The organism is Methylomicrobium sp. Wu6 (assembly GCF_035916875.1).
In the GTDB taxonomy this organism is placed as follows: domain Bacteria; phylum Pseudomonadota; class Gammaproteobacteria; order Methylococcales; family Methylomonadaceae; genus Methylomicrobium.
The window spans coordinates 20,145-35,311 of record NZ_JAXUHN010000044.1; the positions used below are offsets into that span (position 1 = coordinate 20,145).

Here is a 15,167-nt window from a genome sequence, read left to right on the forward strand (position 1 = left end):
CCATACTCCAGAAGACATTAAAAAAGTACGCAATACGTATAATCTACGCGAAAGGAATTCAAAGCCGCTTAACGCATGAAAACACTTTATCCAGAGATCACCCCCAACCAAATTTTTTATCTTGAGACCGGCACCCGGCATTCGGTTTACGTCGAGGAAAGCGGCAATCCGGAGGGCATTCCGGTAATCTTCCTGCACGGCGGTCCGTGTTCCGGCACCAAGCCAGATCACCGGCGTTTTTTCGATCCCGAAAGGTACCGCATCATTCTGTTCGACCAGCGCGGCTGCGGCCTGTCACGGCCGTTCGGCGAAATCGCGAACAACACGACGCAGGATCTGATCGACGATATGGAGCGCATCCGCAAACGTCTGAATATCAGTGATTGGCTGTTGTTCGGCGGCTCCTGGGGCGCCGCGCTGGCGCTTTTGTATGCCCAGCAGCATCATGGCCGGGTGCTCGGGATGATCCTGCGCGGCGTATTTCTGGCCCGAAAAATGGATATGGACTGGTTTTTAAAAAACGGCGCGGGACGCATCTATCCCGAACAATGGCGACGTCTATACGAAAGTATTCCATCGCGCGACCGAGTCAATCTACTCCAGGGACTTTGTAATGCGATCGGCGGCGGCAACGAGATTGCCCAGCGCCGGGTCGCGCGCGAATGGTCGGCCTGGGGCGGACAGATAGCGCTCGGCAACGCTTTTCAGGCGGACGAAAATATCCATGTCAGCGAGCAAATGGTTCAGCAGGCCGCGATGGAGTTGCATTATGCGGAACACAGCTATTTCATCGAAGAAAACCAGATTCTGGACAATTGCAAACAACTGCTCGCCATTCCGACCGTGATCATTCACGGCCGCAACGATTTGGTCTGCCCGATCGAAGCCGCGTTCAGCCTACAACACGCGCTGCCCGAGGCTGACATGATCGTACTGCCGAACGCAGGCCACATCGCTCAGAGCGACGACATGATCGACGCTCTGGTATCCGCGACCGACCGCTTTGCCCGGCGACTGGCTCATCCCGGCGTGGCTGTTTCGCAGTTAGCGAGTCACTAGAGAAATCGGATGCGGAAAAAACGCTTGATCATTGCGATGACCGGCGCGACCGGCGCGGTTTATGGCGTCAGGATGCTGCAACATCTGCAGTCGCAGCCCGAGTGGGAAAGCCACCTGATCATATCCGACGCCGGCGTGGTAAATCTGAAGCACGAACTGGACATGAAGCGCGCCGATTTGTATCGATTGGCCGATGTTACGCACGGCATCAACGACATTGCCGCCAGCATTGCGAGCGGCGGCTTCAAGACCGAAGGCATGGTCATCGCGCCGTGTTCGATGAAAACCCTTGCCGCAGTCGCTCATGGTTTCGGCGACAATCTGATCTCGCGCTCCGCCGACGTGGTGCTGAAAGAACGGCGCCGCTTGGTGATCATGCCGCGCGAAACGCCGCTGAATCTGATGCATATCCGCAACATGGGGACGGTCACCGAAATGGGCGGCATCATTTTTCCACCGATGCCGGCTTTTTACAGTAAATCCGATTCCTTGGCCGCGATGGTCGATGAAACCGTCGGGCGGGTACTCGACCTATTCGGCCTCAATGTCGAAGGACTATACACGCCCTGGGAAGGATTGTAGGGTGCGCACCGCGCACCTTTCCAAAACTTTCCGGCAGGTCGAGACTTCGAAGGCGCGCAATGCGTGCCCTACGCAGCGGGCTTCACGTCGAACGCCACGCAGACCCGCTCCTGATCCGAATGAAACGGAATCGTCCGATGAAATAGCGAGGAAGGAAACAACACCAGATCGCCAACGTCTTGATCGACGATTCGGCTCGGGAAATCCTCATGCAGCCGTGGATAATCGTCGCCGTCGGTGCTGTAGGCAAAACTGCCTTCGTGCCCGTTGCTCTTTTCGGGCAGCTTCAGATAAACGCAGCCGCTGATCCAGCCTTCCTCGTGGATGTGCGATGTCAGATAGCCGCCCTGCTTCATCCTTAAATACCAGGAACTGGTAAACTCGATCTTGCGCGGGAAGGCCTTGATGATTTCCTCGCGGCTGCCGGCAAAATGTTGCCGGTATTCCGCAACCTTTTGGCGAATCAGCGCCGCCAGCTTCTGGAAAGACGGCTCCGATCTCAGCAATAAATTGCCGGCGGACTGCATGCCGTAATACAGCCTTCCCTGCTTTCTTTCGGCGATCGCAAGATGCCGGATGTCCCGCAAAAGTTCATGCAACAGCAGGCTATCGGGCGCGGCCAACTCGTCGATGCGCGTATGCAGCACATAGTCCATCGGCTCTTTGCAGAATTGATAGGCATTTTGCTGGCCGAAGTTGGTCGCATAGTGTGTCGCCAGCGCGCCGAGCAGCACCGAATGATGCTTGGACTGGGCCGTGAGTTGATCGAAACGCTGTTTGAACGGCTCGAATTGCCCGGTTTTGTACAGGCATTGCAGTACCCGCTCCTTGCTGTCGGCAAAGTCGGAGGCTTCGAAATAGGGAATCGCGTCATGTAGACGGCCGGCGAGGCAGAGCGTCTCGCCGAGGTTGTATTGCGCGCGGCCATGCTGAGGCTCTGCCGCCAGCGCCCGTTCATAGCAGCGCACCGCCTCTTCCATCTCGCCGCGGTCGCGCAAGGTTTCGCCAAGCGAGTTCCAAGCATCGGCAAAATCGGGATCGAGCTTGACCGCTTCCCGAAACTCCAGGACCGCATCCTGATGCCGCCCCAGTCCGTACAAGACCGTTCCGAGATTGAAACGGCCGCGCGCATCGGCATGGATTGCCAGCGCCTTGCGGTAGCATCGCTCGGCTTCTTCGAGCCGCCCTTGCAATTGCAGCACGGAGCCGAGATTGCCGAGCGCCTCGAAAAAACGCGGTTCCAGATCGACCGCCTTCTGGTAGTGCTGCGCCGCCTCCTTCAAAAATCCCTGCCCCTGCAACAGCGCGCCCAGATTGAAATGCGCGGAGGGCAACGACGGCTTCAGTTGCAAGGCCTTCCGGTAACAGGCGACCGCCGCCTTCTGATCGTTCAGCTGCGTCTGCAGCACGCCCAGGTTGAAATGGATTTCGGCAATGTTCGGATCGATCGCCAGGAGCTTCCGGAAACTGGCCGCCGCTTCGCGAAGCCTCCCTTGTCCTTGCTGGCAAAGTCCGATGATGTTGTAGAGCACCGGCGCTTTCGGATAAGAGCCGAGCAACAACTGCGCCTGGGCTTCGGCTTGCTGCAAACGGCCGCTCTGGTAAAGCTGATGCAGCGCCTGCAATTCGGAGGGTTGCGGCTGTTTTGGAGCTTTCGCTTGGTTTTTCACAGAAATCTGCTTTATGAGGAGCCAAAAATCAGCTCAACTGCCGCGAGTTCTTGCTGTTGCGGAAGATCAACGGTTTTTCCTGCGCAGACAAGGCAGCCGTCCTGGCCGAAGCGATCGCTTCCTCGATCAAATGATGCTCCGGCGACTTGCTGCACACCGGATCGGCCGCATACATGTCGCCGGCCAACAGATAGGCCTGGCAGCGGCAGCCGCCGTGGTCTTTTGCTTTTTCATCGCAACTGCGGCACGGTTCCTTCATCCAGTCGTCGCCGCGGAAGAAGTTGAACGCTTTCGACTCGTTCCAGATTTCTTCGACGCCGAAGTCCTTCACGTTCGGGCAGTCGAGCCCCGGCAGCTCGCGCGCCGCGTGACAAGGCAAGGCCATGCCGTCCGGCGCGATGGTCAGGAAGGTCGTACCCCAGCCGTTCATACAGGCTTTCGGACGGTCTTCGTAATAATCGGGCACCACATAGTAGATTTTCATCTTGCCCGCGACCTTTTCCTTGAACCCCTGCGCGATCGCCTCGGCCTCTTCGAACTGTTCTTTCGTCGGCATCAGCAAATCGCGGTTCACATGCGCCCAGCCGTAATATTGCGTATTCGCGAGTTCCAGATAATCCGCGCCGAGCTCATCGGCCATCGCCAGGATTTCTGGCATCTGATGAATATTCTCGCGGTGGATCACCACACAGAGCACCATCGGATAACCGTGTTTCTTGACCAAATGCGCGACTTCCCGTTTATGCCGAAACGATGCCGTGCCGGCGATATGGTCGTTCAACTCCTGCGTGCTGGCCTGAATGCTGACCTGAATATGATCGAGCCCGGCTTCCTTCAACTGGATGATCTTGTCCTCGGTCATGCCGTAGCCCGAGGTGATCAGGTTCGAATAATAACCCAGTCCTCGAGCATGTTGGACCAGTTCGACCAGATCCTTGCGGGTCAATGGCTCGCCGCCGGAGAAACCGAGCTGCACCGCGCCCATCTTGCGCGCCTCGCTGAGCACTCGCTTCCAGTCCTCGGTGGTCAACTCGGACGGATATTTGCTGTAATCTATGGGATTCGAGCAATACGGGCACTGTAAAGGACAGGCGTAAGTCAGTTCCGCCAGCAACCAGCGCGGCGGGGTAATCTTAATGTTGTTGAATCCAGCCATTTTTGAGCGCGATGTCGAGAAAAGCGGTGATGTCGTTGGTCAGACCCGAGGTCTGGAACTTCCGTTCCAATTCGCCGACGATCTGGCCGAGGTTATGCGCGCCGTCGCACAGTTTCAGGATTTCGGCCGAACTTTGATTCAATTCGACCATGCCTTCGGGATAAAGGATCACGAATTTTTGCTGGGCTTCTTCCCATTGCAGGCGGAACATAGGAGAAATTTTGATCGGTTGGTCGGGGTTGATACTCATTGGCAGTGTGTGCGCCTGTCTATTTGGTAAGTTAGGCGGCGTTCTTTTTTTGATCCGCCGCCAGCATGCTTTCGATGCTGAGATGGTAATCCAGTTCAGGCCATCATTCGATGCCGCTGGAAAAGGAAGCATACTGACCGGGCCAAAAATGTCAAATGATTCGATGGGGCGATGATTAAAAACAGTACCCGGACTCGGCCGAAATTAAAACGTTCCGATGCTAACCGCATCGATCGTCCCATCGACCGCAACCGCCCCGCAGAAGCCGTCGCTCGGCTCAAGATCATACAGCGACCACTCATCGGCAAGGCCGCAAGATGGAGGCACGCCGAGCATCCGCTCGGGATGGGACGGGTCGATCACGCAGTTTTGCAGCCCCAGATTGATGCCTTGTCCGACCGCCTTCACGAAGGCTTCCTTGCGCGTCCAGAAACGGTAAAAAGACGGCAATTGCTCTGTTTCTGGCAATGCCAGCCAATACGATTTTTCTTCCGCGCCGAAGCATTTAGCCGCCAGCGCGGCCAGATTGGTTCTGGGTTTACACGACTCGATATCGATGCCGACCCTGCATCTTCGGCTCAACACCACGGCGATCCGGTCGGACGTATGCGACAGATTAAACGCGACATCCGGATAATCGGCCAGATAAGGCTTGCCGTGTTCATTTTTGCCGAATTGCAGTCGCTCCGGCGCGGCATCGACCGCATCGCCCAACATGATCCGCAGCCGCCCATGCGTCTCGATATACTGCGCTTGCTTCAGCGATTTTTTAATGCCCTGCGCGCGGTTTCGCTCGTCGCTATCGAGCAGATCCCAGAAATAAGGCAATTCGGACGGAAGCCCTGCGAGCCTGCCGAATCGGATATTCAGTGTATGCGAAGCCATTTTCGATACGGCGCCCCCTGTTGCAGCGCGCCCACACTACGGCCCAACGAGAGCGAGCCCCTCGCCGCGCGGATCACTGCCGGCGCTCAACTCGCGCGTCTTTTTGTTCCAGAGAACCGCCTGCATGTCGCCGTAGCGTTCAGGCAGGCTCATTAATCGATGTCCTTTTGCGGCAAGGCCTGCGATTTCGGCCTCGCTTAGCGCGCCCGGCTCATACTGAATCGCATCCGGCAGATATTGATGATGAAAGCGAGGCACCTTGACCCACGAAGCAGGCTCATGCCCCTCCGCATAGTCGAGCGCCGCCAGCAGCACCATCGAGGTGATCCGGCTGCCGCCCGGCGTTCCGAGCACCGCGACGCCGCGCTCGTTTTCGAGAAAAGTCGGCGTCATGCTCGACAGCATCCGTTTGCCCGGCGCAATTGCATTCGCCGCGCCGCCGACCAAACCATAGCCGTTGCCCTCGCCCGCGCTGCTCGCGAAATCGTCCATTTCATCGTTCAGCAACACGCCGGTGCCGTCCGCAACGAAACCGGAGCCGAACGGAAAATTGATGCTCAAGGTCGCCGCGACGCGATTGCCTTCCCGGTCGATAATCGAGAAATGGGTCGTGTTCGCGGCTTCCGGTTCTAGCTCGGTTTCCCCAGCCAGCATTACGCTCGGCAATGCCTTGTCGAAACGGATCGAACTACGCAATCCGGCCGCATAATCGGCGTTCGTCAAGCGCTCGGCCGGAACAGCGACATAATCGGGATCGCCGAGATACAAAGCGCGGTCGTGATAGGCGCGACGCATCGCCTCGACGATCAGGTGTTTTCGAGCCGTATCGTCCGCCGGTTTCAAATCATAGCCGGACAACACGTTCAACGCCTCGATCAGCACAATGCCGCCTGACGAGGACGGCGCGGAACTAGTGATCTTGATGCCGCGATAATCGCCTTTGAGCGGACGGCGTTCGACGGCACGGTAGGATTCCAGGTCCTCGCCGGTCCAAATGCCGCCGGCTTCTCTGACACTTTTAACAAACTTTGCCGCCACATCGCCGCGATAAAAACCATCTCGGCCCGATTTGGCGATTTGTTTGAGCGTGTTGGCCAAATCCGGCTGGCGCAAAATCGAAAAAAGCTCCGGCGGTTTGCCTTTCGGCAGAAAGATGCGGGATGATGACGCAAAGCGTCTGACGGCCTGCTGCCGCGTCTTGAGTAACTTCAGGAATTTATGGCCGACCGCGAAACCGTTTTCGGCGTAGCGAATCGCCGGCGCGAGCGATTCCGCCAACGGCAGGCGTCCGTAACGTTCGGACAGATGCACCAGTGCGGCCGGCATGCCGGGTATCGCGGCGGCCAGCGCGCCGTCGACCGATAACTTCGGAATCGCCTTGTCTCGACCGTCCAGAAACATGTTCCTGCGCGCAGCGAACGGCGCTTTCTCCCGGCCGTCGATCATCGTTTCGAAACCGTCGTCGGCCCGGTGCAGCAGCCAATATCCGCCGCCGCCCAAACCGGAACCGGAGGGCTCGACCACCGCCAACGCCGCGCTGACCGCCACGGCCGCATCGAACACATTACCGCCTTTTTTGAGGATTTCGAAGCCCGCGCGCGTCGCCAACGGATGTGCGCTGGCGATCGCGGCCTGGTGCAAATTTTGTTCGGCCGGCGCGTTCGCCGGCAGCACGAACAGCAACGCGGCGCACAGGCATATCAGCCGTTTCACCTCAGGCATCCGGCTCGTCATAAAGATTCAACACCATCCGTTTGAACCAGGCCGGCCGAAACAGTACGATATAGATACCAACCACACTAGTCACCGGCATCGGACCGATGCCGATAACGGTCAGCAGAACCAATACGATCAACAGCTTTATTCTGAGGCTCATCGCTTGCCGCCAAGCATGGCATCTGGCGGGACTAATCCCACTCCAAGATCTTCCACATGTTGATTTGGCTGCCCCGATCGCCGTCATTGCCCTGCACGTCCATCTTGCCGTCGCCGTCCGAGTCGATGAAGTAATACGGCGGACCGATGTCCGGAGTTACCTTGATCATATAAAGCCGGCCGCCTTGCCGGTATTCCTGGATCGTATTCTTGCCCTTACGGATGATCGTAATGTCGGGCTCCATTGTTTCGCCGCTCTGCACCGGCATCGGCGGCTCGGGCGCCTCCTCGGGCGCTTCTTCCAACCGGGGAGGCTTTTCATCCACCGCATGGGCCGGCAATGCAAAACACAATAAGAGTAAAAATCGGCGCATGGCGGCTGCTTCCAAAATCAATAGGTGGCTTATCTTAATCGTTCAGACAAATGCGCTGCAAATAAATTGCCCGCATCACCACATCAAATCATCGGGAATCTGGTATTGCGCATACGGATCATCCTTGTCTTGAACGGTTTGGGCAGCGTCCTCGTTCCACACAATCACACTGGACGGATCGCGCTCGCGGATTTTTGCGGCAATATCGACCGGCACCACTTCGTAGCGCTTGCGCAGCCTGACGATCGCCAATCGGCCGGCGCTGATCTGATCACGCATCGCTTTCGGCACGAACAGCTTTTTGACCTTGTTCTGATCGGTAAAATGATACGCCTGGCTGTCGTCAAATTCCTCGATCGCGCTCTCGTCTATCGCGATACGGTGGCTTTCGATCAATTGCCGGACTTGCGCGGCGACCTGTTTCCGTTCTTCCTGTTCCTGTTTGAGCCGATTCAGCTCCTTGTCGCGCTCGACTTTTTCGGCTAGCGCCTGCTGCATCATGCGCTTGGCCTCGTCAACGACCTGAGCATTGTTATGGCGCTGCTGCTGAACCTGTTTATGTTTGTCGGATTTTGCGGTCCTGGCCTGCGCGGTCGTCACGAGGCCGGACTTCAACAATTGCTCCTGCAGCGATAATTTTTTTTGACTCATACCTACAATCCAAATGACATCGTCGAGGCGCAATTATAAAGGTTCCTGATCCGCGTCAATAAGCGATATTTTCCGACTCTGCCTCCGTGTTTTGCGATGCGCCCTCGCGCGGGTACAATGGGCTCAATCAAGGCACTGGAGACCTACCATGAGTGAGCATAAAGATAACGACGAGCAATGGCGCGACAAACTGACGCCGGATCAATTCGCGATCTGCCGACTGAAAGCCACCGAACCGCCGTTTACCGGCAAGTACGCGGACTGCAAGACGCCGGGCATCTATCGCTGCGTCTGCTGCGGCAATCCGCTGTTCGATTCCGACACCAAATATGACTCGGGCTCGGGCTGGCCGAGCTTTTGGGACGTTTTATCCGCAGAAAGCATCGTCGAACATGCCGACAACAGCCACGGCATGCGCCGGGTCGAAGTGACCTGCAAATCGTGCGGCGCGCATCTGGGCCATGTGTTTCCGGACGGACCGAAACCAACCGGACTGCGTTACTGTATCAATTCCGCTTCTCTGGATTTACAAGAAAAATCATGACCGCCAGACAACACGCGCAGCATTTACTGGACTTCATCGACAAGAGTCCGAGCCCCTGGCATGCCGTCGCCTCGATCGAAACAGCGAGCAAGGCATTTCAGTTTGTCAGACTCGACGAAACCGCCAAATGGCATTTGCAACCGGGCGGGCGCTATTATGTAATCCGCGATGATTCCTCGATCGTACTGTTCGTGTTGGGACACAAAATGCCCTCCGAATCGGGGTTCAAGATTGTCGGCGCGCATACTGACTCGCCGGGATTACGGATCCGCCCGCATACCGCGACCGCCAGCGATGGGCTTGCCCGGCTCGGCGTCGAGATCTACGGCGGACCGATACTCGCCACGTTTACCGACCGCGACCTGAGCCTGGCCGGACGGATCAGTTATGTCGATGATAGGGAGCGCCTCGCGCACAAACTGGTGCGCTTCGAGCGGCCGCTATTGCGTCTGCCGAATCTCGCGATTCATATGAATCGGGGCGTCAACGAAGACGGCCTGAAACTGCACAAACAGAACGAACTGCCGCTGCTGCTCGCGCAATTGACCGGCGAACAGCTGCCGCAACCTTATTTTCTGACACTATTGGAGCAAGGGGCAGGCATCGGCGTTTCGCAAGTGCTGTCCTGGGACTTGGCGGTTTACGACACCCAGAAAGGCGCGTTCTGGGGCGCGAATCAGGAATTTTACGCCAACAGCCAGATCGATAATCTGGCCTCCTGTCATGCCGGGCTGCAAGCCCTGCTCGACGATACTGTTCTCAGCCATGCCGAAAGTACGCTGGCCTGTGCGTTCTTCGACCACGAAGAGGTCGGCAGCGAAAGCCACATCGGCGCGGCCGGCAGTTTTTTAACCGATGTATTGGAACGAATCAGCATTGCGACGTCTTCGGACCGCGAGGACACTCAGCGCGCGCTAGCCCAGAGCTTTTTGATCAGCGCAGACATGGCGCATGCCTATCAACCCAACTTCCCTTCCGCCTATGATGCGGATCACAAAGTCTTCGTGAACAAAGGCCCGGTGATCAAAGCCAATGCGAGCCGCCGCTACAGTTCCGAAAGCATTTCGATCGCGCGCTTCATCCGATGGTGCGAAGACGCCGGCGTTCCCTATCAACGCTACTCGCACCGCTCTGACCTGCCCTGCGGCAGCACGATCGGGCCGATCGCCTCGGCGAAGCTCGGTATCCGCAGTGTCGATATCGGCTGCCCGATGTGGGCGATGCACAGCATCCGCGAAAGCGCCGGCGTGCTGGATCATGATTATATGATACGGGTGCTGAAGCGGTTTTTTATGGCCTAATGCCGCAGATCGCGAACCTTGCAGTCCACGCGGGACGGGTCATTCACCTCATCCCTCGCGGAAGAATCCTATACCGAGCCTGAATCTTGAACAACCAACCCTTCATTTTCGACCAAATTCATATCGAAGTTGCGCGCAACGCATCCGATGACTTCAATTTGTTTCATGATAAGCATAAATGGCTGCAAATTACTCATAACCCATTCAAAGGCCCGATCGTGCTGGGTTTTCAGCTCAATACATTGATCGAGTACCAAATGCGCCTGTACCGGGAAATACACCACGAAGACAAAGTCATTGCCGAAAACCGACTACGTTTCAGCAATTACCAGATCACCTTCATCAACGCCGTCCGCCCGCGCACGCCTGTTTATCTGGAAATCAAAAAGACGCTGATCAATACCATTCCCAACCTGACGCTGACCAATCGCATCGCGCTGAAATCCGAGGGCAAAACCATGTTGCTGGGATTTAAAAAGGAAACGCCGTCGCCGCTCTTTTTGGCCGACACTAAACTGGATAACCTGCCCAACCTGGGCGAAATTCCGGACCGCACGATCGTTCCCGACACCGATTATTTTTTGAAGCGCAAATACATGAATAACGGTTCGGTGAAAAACTTTCTGTCCGGGTCGCTGGCGGAGCAATCCGATTATTTTGACGAGTTGGCACACATTGCGCATTATCCTGAGATATTTCCCTGTAGCCTGGCCTCCGGCGCCCTGCTCGAAAAAGCGCAGTTGGAAAATCATGACTTCAAACTGAACCCGATGGTTTATACCTCGCATGAAATATCGATCGACCGGGTTTATTTAGGCTATCTGCGGAATAACGACAGCTTGCATATTCTGGTCAAACAAATCCCGGAATCCGCCGAAAACACGCTGAACCATACCAACATAAGACTAAGAACGTATCATTGCTACGGCCTGTTGGAGAATAACGAAGTTTTGTTCCGAATGACGATGAATCTTGTGCCTTTGAAGGAAATTATTAAAAATCTTGGGCAGAAATGATGCGTAGCTTCAATCGGGTGGGGACGTGCCGTTCCGTACCCACGCCAAATTCGCAATTGATATACGAATATATCCTCCGCTAATGGAAATGCAACAACAAACTTACCATAGCCCAGGCTAAACCGCCCGCAGCTGGAATCGTGAAAATCCAGGCCCAAACGATCCGCTCAATGACGGAAAGTTTCAGTGCGTGAGGATTCTTCGCAAAACCTACGCCCATGATCGCTGTTGAAATGCTATGCGTGGTGGAAACCGGCATGCCAAAGTGGGCAGCGGTCAGCAAAATGGTCGCTGAACTGGTTTCAGCCGCAAAACCGTTGATCGGATGTAATTTGACCATTTTGTGGCCGAGCGTTCTGATAATACGCCACCCGCCTACCGCGGTGCCGAACGCCATGACCAACGCGCAAGTCAAAATAATCCAGGAATCGATATCTTTTTCTCCCCCGTCTGGCCGTAAGAATTCGGCCCAGGCAGGCAATTGATCGAGCGTACCTGCACTGTTGGCGGTAAAGATCGACAAGGCGATGATCCCCATGGTTTTTTGGGCGTCGTTGCTGCCGTGAGCGAATCCCATATAACCCGCGGAAAGAAGCTGGGCTTTTCCGAAAACCGTATTGATCCATTTAGGGCGCGCCATGCGCGCCATTGCCCCGCCCACGGAATTCATACCGCTGATGATAGCCATCAGGCCACCCATGATTACGATACCCAGGGAAAAACCGGCGATCGGCGAACTGACCATCGGGATCACGACCTTCCACAGCAAGCCTTTATTCTCTGTCCAGACTGCCGCGGTTTTTGACCAAATCAATACATCGAAATTATTGTTTCCTGCTGCAAGCGCTGCGCCGCATAAGCCTCCGATCAACGCATGGCTGGAAGAGGATGGCAAACCCAACGCCCAGGTAATCAGGTTCCAGACAATCGCACCGATCAATGCGCAGATCAGTATTTCGGAGGTGATATTCACCATGCCGGTATCGACCAATCCCGACGAAATGGTTTTGGCCACCGCCGTACCTGAAAACGCGCCTGCAAGATTGGTGGCTGCGGCGAGAATGACCGCTTGGGTTGGCGTCAATACTTTGGTGGCAACCACCGTGGCAATCGAGTTCGCGGTGTCGTGGAACCCGTTGATAAACTCGAAAACCAGCGCCGCCAGGATGACAAGCAAGAGCAGAGTCAGCATGACAAGCCTTTTATGAATTTTTTAAAACGATGTGATAGATGACATTGCCGGCATCTCGGCAGCGGTCAATCGCTTTTTCCAGAATTTCAAACAAATTGATTTTTAAAAGATAACGGATTGGGTCGGACTCATTGGCATAGACATCTCTATACAATTCAAGGATTTGCCGATCAGCTTCGCCTTCAATGGCTTGTAACTGATCGTTTAATTTTTTGATTTGATCCAAATCCATTCCCTTACGCAACAGTCCGACCATTTGCTCCAACACTGTGCAGGCCTGTTCCAACATGACGGCACGGCTAGTAAAATCCACATCGCCAATACGCGCCAAGCCGAGTGTATAACGCTCCGCGAACTTTTCGACGACTTTGGGGATTTTGTAAAGAGCGCCGTTAAGGGCTTCAATATCTTCACGTTCGAGGACGGTAACAAACGTATTGACTAATTCTTCACTGATTTGCCCGAATAAATCCTTTTCCCGACGGCGAGCCTGTTTAAACTTATCCAAGGATTGTTGCGATGCCGGCGTACTCAGAAGTTCGATCAACGCCCTGGCCGACGAACGTGCGGATTCGGCGCTGGCTTCGAGAAGGCCATAGAATTTATCGCCTTTGCCGAAGATGGTTTGCAATGAGAACATGTATTTTCCTTATTTATGATCCGTAAGGCATTTGTAATTTTTCGCGCATTATCGCATAACATCCTCCCTGTATATGAGAAGTTTTGAGTCGGGATTATTAACCGTGAACTTAATAAACTTGCCGACATTAAATTATGTTTTCTGGTATTGGGGGTCGGTCTTTGCAGTCGATCCAATGCCTGGCTTACCTTAAGGTTACAGGGACATATTGCGCTTTTCATCCCTAGCATCGGATTCGGCAAGCGATGCTTTCTTTATGGTAGATGGAACATTTAGCCGCGGAGCAACTCCAACAAAATTTATCGCCCCCTCTCTTTAATGAATACGCAATGTGTTGATACGCCCGCTCGTTACTGAAGTTACAAGATGCCGCATCAGATAGGGTGCGCACCGCGTACCATTTCCCTAACGCTCTAGGTGAAATCATAACCCCGCTGGGCTGCGCGAGCCCATCCCAGGGTCCTGAAACAAAGATATGTTGAATAAATTCTTCTTACCCTCTGGAGGGTTCGTACACATGATAACCCTACGCTCGATTTCTTTATCCAGTGTGCTGTTTTTTACGGTGTTGCCGTCCTATACCGCAGCCGCGCCGGACACGCATATTCATGTCGTTGTGTCCCTGGTCGACAACGCCTCGCAAGGCATCGTGCCGGTTTCCGCGAAAATCGGCAATGGCGACGATCCGCGCAGCAATCTTTATTGGGGTGCGCTGTACGGCGTGAAAACTTTTTTGAGCAAGGCCGATGGCTGGCACAAGCTGGGCTGCGAAAATGCTATTAGCGACACGATCCTGGAACGCTGCCGATTTGCGTGGAAAGACAAACTCACCGTTACAGCCGATGCGTATCGCGGCAGCCGGATCGATCAGGCGATGCTCGACTTCATGCGGCAAGCCGCGACTCCGCCCGCTGCCGCAGCGCGCGAAATGGTGGTGTTCATCGGCCATGACGGCTTGATGGACGAGCAGAACCTGCCCATCGTCCAACACTTTCCCAAACATGCCGAGCACGATAAACAAGCGGTCGTCCTGGCCTGCATGAGCGACATGTTTTTTGCCAAACATTTGCATGCCGCCGGCTCAAAGCCGGTAGTCACCACGCACAGCTTCATGGCTCCGGAAGCCTATGTATTGGAAGCGGTGGCGCGAGGTTTTGCAAACGGGGCGAATGAAGAGGAATTGCGCAGTTCCGCCGGCCTCGCTTACGCCAAATACCAACATATCTCGGCCAAAGCGGGCAAGTCGGTTTTTGGGGCAAAAAAATTCAAAGCAGACCTGTAAAGATGGGCTTGCCGCCGGACGGGATATTTATCCCATCCGTCATGTTCGGGAGGGACGTGGGCATGTATGTAAAATCTGAACAGGCGCAGGGGGCTAACCTTAATGGCAATTAAGAATAAAATCGGGTAGCGTAAAACTGTTATCCAATAATCCGATGTTAGATGACAGAGAAAAAACTGTTAATCCTGACCAGTTAAGCGCCTTTCAAAAAGTTCGCCTGTATTAGCCTTTGCTGGTGCCAGTAGACGCGGCATCAGCACAATCTTCTATACCTGCGAACTTATTGCTAATCGCTCAAATGTGGGACTAAACACCTAATGTTCAGCCGTTGGCGCGGCCGGCATGGTTTTATCAAATAAACTTCGCGAATTCGGAGTTTTTCGATGGAAATGACTGTCAATGCCAGCATAAACCAACGACCGTAACCGTGCGCTAAATCGTGCCTGGAATCTGTTCGCCTGGTTTTCGACGGATTGCAAATGCGTAAACATCAGTTACGAAGTTTGTACGGAAGAGGCGCTGTTATATGAACTCCAAATACCACCGACGAAATAATCGGCAAAAAACGAATACTAGTGTCTAATTGTATAAAAATACGATAGATATATAATCCTCTGAAAATTGCAGAGGAGTTATCGATGGGGCGTATTGCTAAGGTGGTTAAGTTGAGCCAACAGGAGCGCGTAGAGT

General features: G+C 54.7%; 16 protein-coding genes. 6 read left to right on the forward strand and 10 right to left on the reverse strand.

The genetic code is table 11. The features are described 5' to 3' along the window. Positions 1 to 75 precede the first annotated feature (75 nt). Positions 76 to 1,059 carry a prolyl aminopeptidase gene (gene pip, locus U2W12_RS03395; RefSeq protein WP_326499261.1) on the forward strand — a complete coding sequence of 328 codons (984 nt, stop codon included), beginning with the start codon at positions 76 to 78 and terminating at the stop codon, positions 1,057 to 1,059. Between the two features lie 9 nt (positions 1,060 to 1,068). Further along, positions 1,069 to 1,641: a UbiX family flavin prenyltransferase gene (locus U2W12_RS03400; protein ID WP_326499262.1), complete on the forward strand. Its 573-nt coding sequence runs from the start codon at positions 1,069 to 1,071 to the stop codon at positions 1,639 to 1,641. Between the two features lie 68 nt (positions 1,642 to 1,709). On the opposite strand, the gene U2W12_RS03405 is transcribed toward U2W12_RS03400, so the two are convergent. The 8 genes from U2W12_RS03405 to U2W12_RS03440 form a co-directional block, all read right to left on the reverse strand. Continuing rightward, positions 1,710 to 3,311 carry a tetratricopeptide repeat protein gene (locus U2W12_RS03405; RefSeq protein WP_326499263.1) on the reverse strand — a complete coding sequence of 534 codons (1,602 nt, stop codon included), beginning with the start codon at positions 3,309 to 3,311 and terminating at the stop codon, positions 1,710 to 1,712. Positions 3,312 to 3,339: 28 nt separating this feature from the next. Continuing rightward, the gene (gene pqqE / locus U2W12_RS03410; protein ID WP_326499264.1) at positions 3,340 to 4,467 is read right to left on the reverse strand and encodes a pyrroloquinoline quinone biosynthesis protein PqqE; all 1,128 of its coding nucleotides are present in this window, start codon (positions 4,465 to 4,467) and stop codon (positions 3,340 to 3,342) included. Continuing rightward, entirely contained in the window at positions 4,445 to 4,717 is a 273-nt protein-coding gene (gene pqqD / locus U2W12_RS03415; RefSeq protein ID WP_326499265.1) for a pyrroloquinoline quinone biosynthesis peptide chaperone PqqD, read from the reverse strand. Before pqqD ends, pqqE begins: the two co-directional genes overlap by 23 nt. Positions 4,718 to 4,921: 204 nt before the next feature. Beyond that, positions 4,922 to 5,602 carry a 4'-phosphopantetheinyl transferase superfamily protein gene (locus U2W12_RS03420; RefSeq protein WP_326499266.1) on the reverse strand — a complete coding sequence of 227 codons (681 nt, stop codon included), beginning with the start codon at positions 5,600 to 5,602 and terminating at the stop codon, positions 4,922 to 4,924. Positions 5,603 to 5,638: 36 nt separating this feature from the next. Continuing rightward, complete coding sequence (gene ggt / locus U2W12_RS03425) at positions 5,639 to 7,324, reverse strand: gamma-glutamyltransferase (protein ID WP_326499267.1); 1,686 nt, start codon at positions 7,322 to 7,324, stop codon at positions 5,639 to 5,641. After that, the gene (locus U2W12_RS03430) at positions 7,317 to 7,478 is read right to left on the reverse strand and encodes a hypothetical protein (RefSeq protein ID WP_326499268.1); all 162 of its coding nucleotides are present in this window, start codon (positions 7,476 to 7,478) and stop codon (positions 7,317 to 7,319) included. Before U2W12_RS03430 ends, ggt begins: the two co-directional genes overlap by 8 nt. Positions 7,479 to 7,509: 31 nt before the next feature. After that, on the reverse strand, positions 7,510 to 7,851 hold the full coding sequence (locus U2W12_RS03435; RefSeq protein ID WP_326499269.1) for a DUF2782 domain-containing protein: 342 nt from the start codon (positions 7,849 to 7,851) through the stop codon (positions 7,510 to 7,512). Between the two features lie 75 nt (positions 7,852 to 7,926). Continuing rightward, a complete protein-coding gene (locus U2W12_RS03440) occupies positions 7,927 to 8,502 on the reverse strand; it encodes a DUF2058 domain-containing protein (RefSeq protein ID WP_326499270.1) in 576 nt (191 codons plus the stop codon). 148 nt (positions 8,503 to 8,650) lie between these two features. On the opposite strand from U2W12_RS03440, the gene msrB reads away from it, so the two are divergent. The 3 genes from msrB (at position 8,651) to U2W12_RS03455 (ending at position 11,363) form a co-directional block, all read left to right on the forward strand. Then, a complete protein-coding gene (gene msrB, locus U2W12_RS03445; protein WP_326499271.1) occupies positions 8,651 to 9,046 on the forward strand; it encodes a peptide-methionine (R)-S-oxide reductase MsrB in 396 nt (131 codons plus the stop codon). Then, complete coding sequence (locus U2W12_RS03450) at positions 9,043 to 10,347, forward strand: M18 family aminopeptidase (protein ID WP_326499272.1); 1,305 nt, start codon at positions 9,043 to 9,045, stop codon at positions 10,345 to 10,347. Before msrB ends, U2W12_RS03450 begins: the two co-directional genes overlap by 4 nt. Positions 10,348 to 10,433: 86 nt before the next feature. Further along, on the forward strand, positions 10,434 to 11,363 hold the full coding sequence (locus U2W12_RS03455) for a hypothetical protein (protein WP_326499273.1): 930 nt from the start codon (positions 10,434 to 10,436) through the stop codon (positions 11,361 to 11,363). A 79-nt stretch (positions 11,364 to 11,442) separates the two neighbouring features. Here the strand turns inward: U2W12_RS03455 and U2W12_RS03460 are convergent, their stop codons facing one another. Beyond that, positions 11,443 to 12,555 carry an inorganic phosphate transporter gene (locus tag U2W12_RS03460; protein ID WP_326499274.1) on the reverse strand — a complete coding sequence of 371 codons (1,113 nt, stop codon included), beginning with the start codon at positions 12,553 to 12,555 and terminating at the stop codon, positions 11,443 to 11,445. 10 nt (positions 12,556 to 12,565) lie between these two features. Beyond that, the gene (locus U2W12_RS03465) at positions 12,566 to 13,102 is read right to left on the reverse strand and encodes a pit accessory protein (protein WP_326499275.1); all 537 of its coding nucleotides are present in this window, start codon (positions 13,100 to 13,102) and stop codon (positions 12,566 to 12,568) included. Positions 13,103 to 13,712: 610 nt separating this feature from the next. Between U2W12_RS03465 and U2W12_RS03470 the strand changes: the two genes are divergently transcribed. After that, entirely contained in the window at positions 13,713 to 14,477 is a 765-nt protein-coding gene (locus U2W12_RS03470) for a hypothetical protein (RefSeq protein ID WP_326499276.1), read from the forward strand. Positions 14,478 to 15,167 lie beyond the last annotated feature (690 nt).